This is a genomic window from Alcanivorax sp. HI0083, from assembly GCF_001635175.1.
In genome coordinates, this window is record NZ_LWFX01001253.1 from 1 (window position 1) to 5,315 (window position 5,315).

At 58.1% G+C, this 5,315-nt stretch carries 6 protein-coding genes; 3 read left to right on the forward strand and 3 right to left on the reverse strand.

Annotated elements, in window-relative coordinates; all coding sequences use genetic code 11:
* The 3 genes from mnmC to A3754_RS18305 all read left to right on the forward strand — a co-directional run.
* Positions 1–642: FAD-dependent 5-carboxymethylaminomethyl-2-thiouridine(34) oxidoreductase MnmC (mnmC, locus tag A3754_RS18295; RefSeq protein ID WP_156497072.1), on the forward strand; the 642-nt coding region annotated here is incomplete at its 5' end.
* The gene (locus tag A3754_RS18300) at positions 639–1,031 is read left to right on the forward strand and encodes an MAPEG family protein (protein WP_063520845.1); all 393 of its coding nucleotides are present in this window, start codon (positions 639–641) and stop codon (positions 1,029–1,031) included. The genes mnmC and A3754_RS18300, both read left to right, overlap by 4 nt.
* A 132-nt stretch (positions 1,032–1,163) precedes the next feature.
* On the forward strand, positions 1,164–1,403 hold the full coding sequence (locus tag A3754_RS18305) for a YheU family protein (protein WP_063520846.1): 240 nt from the start codon (positions 1,164–1,166) through the stop codon (positions 1,401–1,403).
* Between the two features lie 71 nt (positions 1,404–1,474).
* On the opposite strand, the gene A3754_RS18310 is transcribed toward A3754_RS18305, so the two are convergent.
* From A3754_RS18310 to A3754_RS27875, 3 genes are all read right to left on the reverse strand, one after another.
* A complete protein-coding gene (locus A3754_RS18310) occupies positions 1,475–2,347 on the reverse strand; it encodes an OmpW family protein (RefSeq protein ID WP_231880690.1) in 873 nt (290 codons plus the stop codon).
* Between the two features lie 14 nt (positions 2,348–2,361).
* On the reverse strand, positions 2,362–5,085 hold the full coding sequence (locus A3754_RS18315) for an Ig-like domain-containing protein (protein ID WP_063520848.1): 2,724 nt from the start codon (positions 5,083–5,085) through the stop codon (positions 2,362–2,364).
* A 15-nt stretch (positions 5,086–5,100) separates the two neighbouring features.
* Positions 5,101–5,315, reverse strand: a 215-nt coding sequence (locus A3754_RS27875; protein WP_197468710.1) for a hypothetical protein, incomplete at its 5' end; no start/stop codon positions are given.

Consider the following 5,315-nt stretch of genomic DNA (forward strand, 5'->3'; position numbering starts at 1 on the left):
GGCTCCCCCGCCAGCGTCACGCTGGACAAAGGCACCCGGCTGCATGCCAACGCCGTGATAGTCTGCGCCGCCGGCGCCAGCCAGCAGCTACCAGGGCTGGGCTGGCTACCGCTCAAGCACATTCGGGGTCAGGTCAGTTATTGCCAGGCCACCGAGGCGTCCCGGCAATGGCAGCAGGCGCAATGCCATGGCGGCTACCTGACACCCGCACTGGATGATCTGCACTGCGTGGGTGCCACCTTCAATCTACACGACAGCCAACCCGCCCCCACCGATGCAGACGACGCTGACAACCTGGCACAACTGAAACACTACCTGCCCGGACACTGGCAGGCGTTAGGCGGGGAAGCCATTATCATCCAGGACCGGCGCGTGGCCTTTCGTTGCCAGAGCCTTGACTTTGTTCCTCTGTGCGGCCCGTTGCCCGTGGCCACCGACAACCCACATCGTGCGGCCACCGGCCTCTACCTGAACCTGGCCCACGGCAGCCGTGGCATTACCGGCACGCCGCTGTGCGCCGACTTGCTGGCCAGCAAAATTACCGGGCAGCCGCTGCCCGTGGACGCACAATTGGTTGACGCCCTGGACCCTTCGCGGTTTATTGTTCGCAAACGAAAAAGACAACCTGAGTGGAAACCATGACCCTAGTAAGCTTGCCAGTCACCGCCCTGTACGCCGCCCTGTGCGGTTTTCTTGTCATCGCCCTGGCCGCCAATGTAGTCCGTTACCGGCTGGGGAAAAAAGTCTCCCTGGGCGATGGTGGCCATAAAGACGTGAACCGTGCCATCCGCGCCCACGGCAACACGGTGGAGTACATTCCGCTGGCGCTGATCCTGATGGCATTGCTGGAAATCAATGGCGGCGGCAATAGCGCCCTGCACGTGTACGGCATCCTGCTGCTGGCCGGGCGCGTGTCCTACGCCTATGGCATGCTGGTGCCGCGCAGCAGCGCCAACCTGCCCCGCCAGCTCGGCGTCCTGTCGTCCTGGATTGTCATCATCGGCGCGGGCATCCAGTTGCTGTTGTCATAAGACGCAAGCACGACGCCCCAAGCCTGATGCCTGACGCTAAAGAAAAAGACAAAAGCGGAAAACTGAAATTCAGGGGCTGCACACGTTATCGAATTCGGCCCTTACCCTATTCACTTTTATAGAACTGGATTTATGCCCATCATTGTTCCCTGGAAAGACTTGCCTGCGGATACCCTTCACAACCTGATTGAAGAATTCGTCACCCGGGACGGCACCGACTACGGCGACACGGAAATTTCCACCGCCACCAAAGTAGAACAAGTGCGTGAACAGTTGAAAAAAGAACAGGTCTTTGTGGTCTTCGATGAGACCACCGAGAGTGTTTCCGTGCTGAGCAAGGAGCAACTCGCGGAAATAGAAAACAGCCTGTGATACCTGCCTCGTTTTTTTGACGAATGGTTGGGTTACGCCGCGTTGCGGAGCAACCCAACTGGCAACGGGTTTCAGAAGGTGAATCCCACTCCCAGACTGAACGCATAGACATTCATGTCAGCGTTGAACTCCGCGTCCCCCACCTCCGCATACTGGTACTGCGGCAAACCTGGCGCCCGGATGAAGGTTCTTTCCACCGTGGCCGAAACATCTTTCACGCTGATGTATTTAAAATCCGCCGCCAGCCACCAGTAGTCCGTCATCCGCCAGTCCACCCCCACCTGGCCAACCCAGCCAAACTTGTTCTCGATTTCCAATTCCGGCTCGCCCACTTCAGTAAGAATGGGGTTAGTCACGTGGCTGTCATAGGTGAATAAATACACCACTCCCAACCCGGCATAAGGGCGGAAATTTCGCTCGTTACGAAAACGCTTAACCAATGTCACCATGGGAGGCGCCACCTTGGTTTCCGCCACTTTTTCTCCCAGCGCTGGCACACCGGTAGGGATGCCATTCGCTTCCGTCACCAGAGGCACATCGGCAATGCGCCCCTTGGCCTTGAGTTCAAGAGTCGGCGGCATGGCGGCCATGGTCTCCAGCGACCAACCACCGCCCCAGACGCCCCAACGCAGCTTATAACCAATGGTGGCCGCCGGGATGGTGAGCGGATCACTGAACGCATCCCCCTCCTGTTCCCCTGGTTCCACCGCCACTTCCGCGATTTCCGACAGATTACTCAGGGTAATGGAGTTGGTCTTCACATCCGGGCTCATGTAGATCGCCCCGAGACGAAAGTAGAGCCGGTCCTCGCCGAACAGTTTCTGAGTGAACTTCACCCCGGGATAGTCCGGCCCGTAAAGATCCTGAGCAGCAGAGGCATTAGAGGCATTAGCGCCAAGCAGCCCCAATACAACAGCAAGATAAAAACGCTTTTTATGACTCATTGTTGTTCTCATTGTTACTGGTCTCCCGCATTTTCCTGACCCACCGAGGTAAAGCGTGCGTGGGCCGGGTTGTTGACCACACGGATACGGAAGTCATCCTTGGCAATACCCAGCTCAAGAGAGCCAACCCCCTCTTCCGGCAGCACCCCGCCAATAATCAGATCAAGCAGGTCGCCCAACACCGGAATAAGGGCACCCAGGTCGATACTCAGATTCAGTGAGGCCGCAATGGCCGAGGCATTGCTGGATTCCAGCGTTATCTGACCATTGCGCAGGAACTTCACCGGCCCATTCAGGTAGGCGGACACCGGCAGGCTTCTCACGTTGGCGTCAGCCACATTGGGAATGGCTGCGCCACCAGGAATCAGTGCTGAAAAAAGACGAACATCCGGAGCATCAAGCCAGGCATCCAGGCGGGTAATGAAAACCGGGTCTTCCATTTCCTCACCGGTGTCGGGATCGATGGCATTGATAACAAAACCGCGCAACGGCTGCGGCGGCATGTCGTCATAGGGCCGGAAACGCAGCACCAGTGCACCGGTTTCCAGGGGCAAGGGAATAAGATCACCCAGCACCGGGATCGCCAGATTGGCGTTGGCGGTCAGTGACGTTCCCATCACATGCTGGGCATTGATTTCCACTGGAATGGCGGTGTCGCCAACGGTCTGGATACAATAAATATCCCCGTCGGCATCTTCATTGGTGGCACACCAGCGGCCATTGCCTTCATCCTCCATGCCGATGTAACTCAGGTCCAGCGGCGCCTTGGGCAGGAACGCCATGGGCAAGGCCGCATGAGTAAAGATCTGGTCCCCCTCATCAAGATTGGCACCGCCAATCAGGCCCCCGGTGCTTTTGATAAAGCCCCGGGCGTGGTTTTTTTCTGCGTCTGGCTCGTCCGCGTCCTGAACCCCGTTACCGTTTACGTCCGTGTACTTGCGTGTCAGCACGGTGGCATAAGCCGCCCCGACGTCAGCCGTCGCGGTAAAATCAATCAGAATTGGTGGGCCACCTTCACAGGGCATATTGGAAAGAGAGCCACAGGTGCCCATGCCATTGAGCGGATCCGTATTGATACCCAGATTGTCGAACCGGTCATGGCTACGAAATACGTCCTCCCCATTGTCACCACCGTTGATCACCAGCCGATATGCCTTCCCCGGCACCATGGTGTTGGGGGGCGGCACCGCACGCAGACGCAGGCTGTTACGACGGGCTGACAGCGGAATAGACTCCCAACCGCTATCCGTTGCTTCAGCCAGACACATGGCTCCGCCTTCACAGGACTCGCCATCCGCAGCAATGGTGCCAAAGGTCATGGACGCCAGCTCCATGGGCATATTGAAGCTCACTTCAATGGGGCGGCTGACGTCGTAAAAGAACGGGTAATACAGTGAATCTTCTGCCAGGCCGCCGGCACAGCGCCCAGCCATTTCCAGGGTGTTCCCCTGGGCATCCTGCTGCTCGACGCCACGGTCTTCCAGGGCACAACCGATACCCGGATACAGCCCCAGCACCACGGGCGGCAGCACCGGTGCATCGTTGTTGGCCGCGTAGCTGGCGGTATCAAAAACAATCTGACCGCTGCCGTCGGTGGCATCACCGGGCACAAATTCCAGGTGCGAGGGATCGAAGATATCCATGTCTTTCAGGTTATCGCCCAGATCCAGGTTATAGCGCTCCCCCGCCGCCAGTTCATTGAGCGGTGTAATGACCAGATTGGAACCGCTGCTGCGTACCTGGATCGGCACCGGCTCGCTGCTGTTTTGACGGAACAGCTGAACCCCCTCCATACCGTCATCGCTCACCGGCTCGTTGAATACCACAATGATATTGTTGCTGGGTTCCACCTGGACCTGATTATGTTCGGGGAAGGAGCCGGTGGCCTGCAGTGGGTCGCGGTTGAGCTGATCAAACTTGAATTCCGAATCGGCACGCACCCCCAAGGCAAAGTCGGCGCTAACCTTGGCCGCGCCACTGAGAATATCCAGTTCCAGAGTGCGGAAGACCTCAAACGTCAACGCCCCATCTTTTACGTCCACCACACCAACCGCCTGCACATGCATCAGGTTCTGGTTCACCGATGCATTGCCTCGCGGTTCCACCGCATGCATGGCGAGATCGAAATTCATGTAGACATACATCGGCGCAAAATCGTCATCGGGCTGAAAGCCCTCAGGCCGATAGGGATTGGTGGTCAGATAGCCGGTCACGTCAGTGACAAAGGTGCCGATCAGGTCACCGGTGAACATGGGCGTGCGTACTTCACCGCCCAACAGGATCGGGTCAATACCGGTAATGCGCAGCTGCTGCCCGGCACGGGCCACCACCGGTACCGCCTCCACATGCTCATCCGGACGCCCCATCCAGCCTTCCAGCACCAGAGGCATGGCATTCACCTGGGTGATCCCCAGCGCCTCGGTTTCCAGGTTGAACTGGTTGAGCGGCAACCCATGCAGGCGCGAGGTTTGCGGATACCCCGGATCCCCCAGTGCAGGCTGGGCCTTCATCAACTGCTTGATCGGCGGGTTGCGGTCCGCCACATCATCTTTGGACAGCCGGGGCGTCAGCGTATAGGTGACCGTTTCCAACAAGTCCTCATCAAAATCTTCCAGACCATCCAGTGTCAGCGTGTAGGTATCCCCGCCGATCAGGTCTTCCTTCGGATCAAGGGTGATGTAATGGCGTTCACTGAGAATCCTCACATCCACCAGTTCACCGGTTTGCTGATGTTCCAACTTGACCGTATCGCCCTAGCGCACGGTGGTTTGCACCAGTGGTTCGGTAAGGGTGATGCGTACCGGCGAAAAATCCATGAACGGAAAACGTGCCGCGCCTTCAGAGTCGGGCAGATAGACCTCAGGGTTTTCCTGATTGATGACCAGCACCCCCGGCGCCTGGTCCGGCACCGGATCGTATTGGCGAGTGCGGAAGGTGATCAGCGGACCGTCCAGCTCCAGGTTCACCA